Origin of the sequence: Steroidobacter sp. (genome assembly GCF_016790065.1) — a bacterium.
Lineage (GTDB): Bacteria > Pseudomonadota > Gammaproteobacteria > Steroidobacterales > Steroidobacteraceae > Steroidobacter.
This window is the reverse complement of the sequence record NZ_JAEUPY010000083.1, coordinates 1-2455: the sequence shown is the minus strand read 5'-3', so window position 1 is coordinate 2455 and position 2455 is coordinate 1. Positions and strand designations below refer to the sequence as shown.

The 2455-nt window shown below is 60.7% G+C and carries 3 protein-coding genes; all 3 read right to left on the bottom strand.

Annotation, left to right across the window (positions count from 1 at the left end; all coding sequences use genetic code 11):
* A partial coding sequence (locus JNL55_RS03415) for a M28 family peptidase (RefSeq protein ID WP_293849270.1) occupies positions 1–482 on the bottom strand: 482 nt, incomplete at its 3' end.
* The gene (locus JNL55_RS03410; RefSeq protein ID WP_293849268.1) at positions 479–1483 is read right to left on the bottom strand and encodes an alpha/beta fold hydrolase; all 1005 of its coding nucleotides are present in this window, start codon (positions 1481–1483) and stop codon (positions 479–481) included. The genes JNL55_RS03415 and JNL55_RS03410, both read right to left, overlap by 4 nt.
* Positions 1473–2455: TonB-dependent receptor (locus JNL55_RS03405; protein WP_293849266.1), on the bottom strand; the 983-nt coding region annotated here is incomplete at its 5' end. The genes JNL55_RS03405 and JNL55_RS03410, both read right to left, overlap by 11 nt.

Genomic DNA, 2455 nt, shown 5'->3' with positions numbered 1-2455 from the left:
GAGCGCAGATTCGCAGCCAACTCCAACGCAGTCGCCACACCTGCACTGTCGTCGCCGGCACCCGGCGAATTCGGCACCGTGTCGTAATGACTCATGACCACGATGGCGGGCAACTCAGGCGAGCGTCCAGGCAGCACCCCGACGACGTTCTCTACCGTGCCGATGACTGGCGGTATGCGCCAACCGTCGAAGAACGACTCGTCCCGTTGAATATGTGTCTGCAGGTCCAGAGACTTCAGGCGAGCAGCGATGAAGTCACGAACACGCGCCGCTTCAGCCGAACCGATGGGATGAGGCCGTTGCGCGATCTCGCGCACATCGTTCATGGCCCGTTCGGCGGAAAATTGCGTGGTTGGCACGGTCGCCGGTCGTGGAGCCGGCGTTTGTAAGGCCAGAAAAGCGAGCATCACCCCGACGCCCAGACACACCAACAACGGCAAGGCGCTGAGGAACGAGCCAGCGCGTCGAGCGGCATCGCTCATTGAGTTGGGCCACCCGAGGCGCGCGCCTCAGCCACTACTTCGAGAATGTTTTTCACGACGTCCTGCGCATGGCGCTTGTCGCCCACCAAAGAGATGTGCCCGGCCTCGGGCAGTATGACGTGACGGCCCCGAGAAGAAAGAGCCGCATATTTTGCATGTAGCTCAGAGAAGATCTTTACATACGCCTGGGCGTGCGCCAACTCTTCCGGATCCGAATGCTTTTTCAACCGACCCGCGGTCAGCACCACCAGCGGCAGGTCCCCGAGACTGGTGACCTGAGCCGCATCGCTGGCATCGACATCGAAGTAGTCCAGCTCCGCCCGGCCGGTATCGTAGATTCGAGGGTTGCTGACGAAATAGCTCAGCGACGTCTGCACCTCGGGCGGAAACTCATCGAACCACTCGTCTTTGAACTGCGAACGCAGCAGTCCGGTCACGCCCAGGTGAGCCGCCACCTTCATCGCACTGAAGATACGTTTGCCCCAGCGTTCGTTGCGCTCGTAATCGGGCAAGCGAGCCTTCTGTTCGGGATGGCTGGAGTCCAGAAACACCAGGCCCGCGACTTCCTCAGGATAGCGACGCGTGTAACCCAAAATGAGCAAGCCACCGAGCGAATGCCCGGCCAGCACGTAAGGTGGCCCAACATGCGCCGCCTTCAACAGCTCATGCAGATCGTGAACCATATGCTCAGCGTCGCGTGGTTCAGGACTGTCGTCGCTCCAACCCAGGCCAGCGCGGTCGTATGAGCACACACGCGTCTGTTGCGAAACGCCGGCTTGCACCCAGTGATAAGACGGGCTCATTTCACCGAGCCCGCCTTCAATAATCACTGTGGGCTTCGCATCCTGCGGACCCGTGCAGTACAAGTGCAGCGATCGGCCGCCGATATCAACCATCTGCCCGGGCGGAGGCGGCGCCGATGAGCAACCGGTCAGCGCGAGACTGCACACCATGGCAATGGTGGTCAGCCTCGCGATGAGCCGAACTCGATCAAAACTCATAGCGAGCTTCGAAGCCTACCGTGCGCGGCCGCAGTTGCACCGCTGTCGCCGGGAACAGCAATTGCCCCGCCAACGACGAAGACATGCTGGCGACGGTTCTGGAATCGTCATTGAGCACGTTATCCACATACAACATCAGATCGACCGACGACAACCGCAACGAGCCCCGCAGATTCACCAGAGAGTAGTCGCCGAGCCTCGGGCCCTTGGCATCGAAGTCCACATACGAAGAACCGACGTAGGCATGCTCGGCGCGAATCGTGGTGGCATATCGTCCAGTCGTCGGCTGGAACTGCAGATACGTGGTGCTGGTGAATTCCGGAGTCGCGGGCAAGCGATAGCCATCGCGAACACCGATCGCACCCGTTGCACGGACCAGCGTCGGAATGTTTTCAGTCAACTGCGCACGACCGCCGAACAGCGATGAACCCAGCGTCCAGCGCGATGCCATGCGCCACACCGCTTCGATCTCGACACCGTAAGACTTCGCAGCACCAGCGTTGCCGGTGAATGACACGCCGCTGTTGACCAGACTGAGCTGCAGATCCTGCCAGTCGATGTAATAAGTGGCCGCGTTGAAGGCCAAGCGCCGATCCAGCCAATAGCTCTTCAAGCCCAGCTCGTAATTCCACAGCGAATCCGGCTCATAAGTGCTGGGAATGCCTAACAACGTAGAGGCCGTCAGATTCGGGCCGCCGGTGCGAAACCCCTTCGCCGCCTGCGCGTACACGCGAAAGTCGTCAGTAAACGCATAACTCACCGCCAACCTTGGCGTGACCGTATCCGCGTCCTTGTCGCCGGAAAACCTGTTGGTGGTTGTGAAATTCCCTGTGGCCAGATATCCCGAGGCCGTCGTGTCGAACGCGACGCTGGTTCGGCTCGCGCGCAGGCCGGCGGTAGCGGTGAGTTGGCCGGTGATGTCCCACGACAGTTCGCCGAACACAGCCTTCTCGCTTTGATCGGACTGCACAG

What these genes read in the sequence shown, in the direction of transcription:
- JNL55_RS03410 (WP_293849268.1), bottom strand. Translation starts at nt 1,483, where the DNA reads ATGAGTTTTGATCGAGTTCGGCTCATCGCGAGGCTGACCACCATTGCC.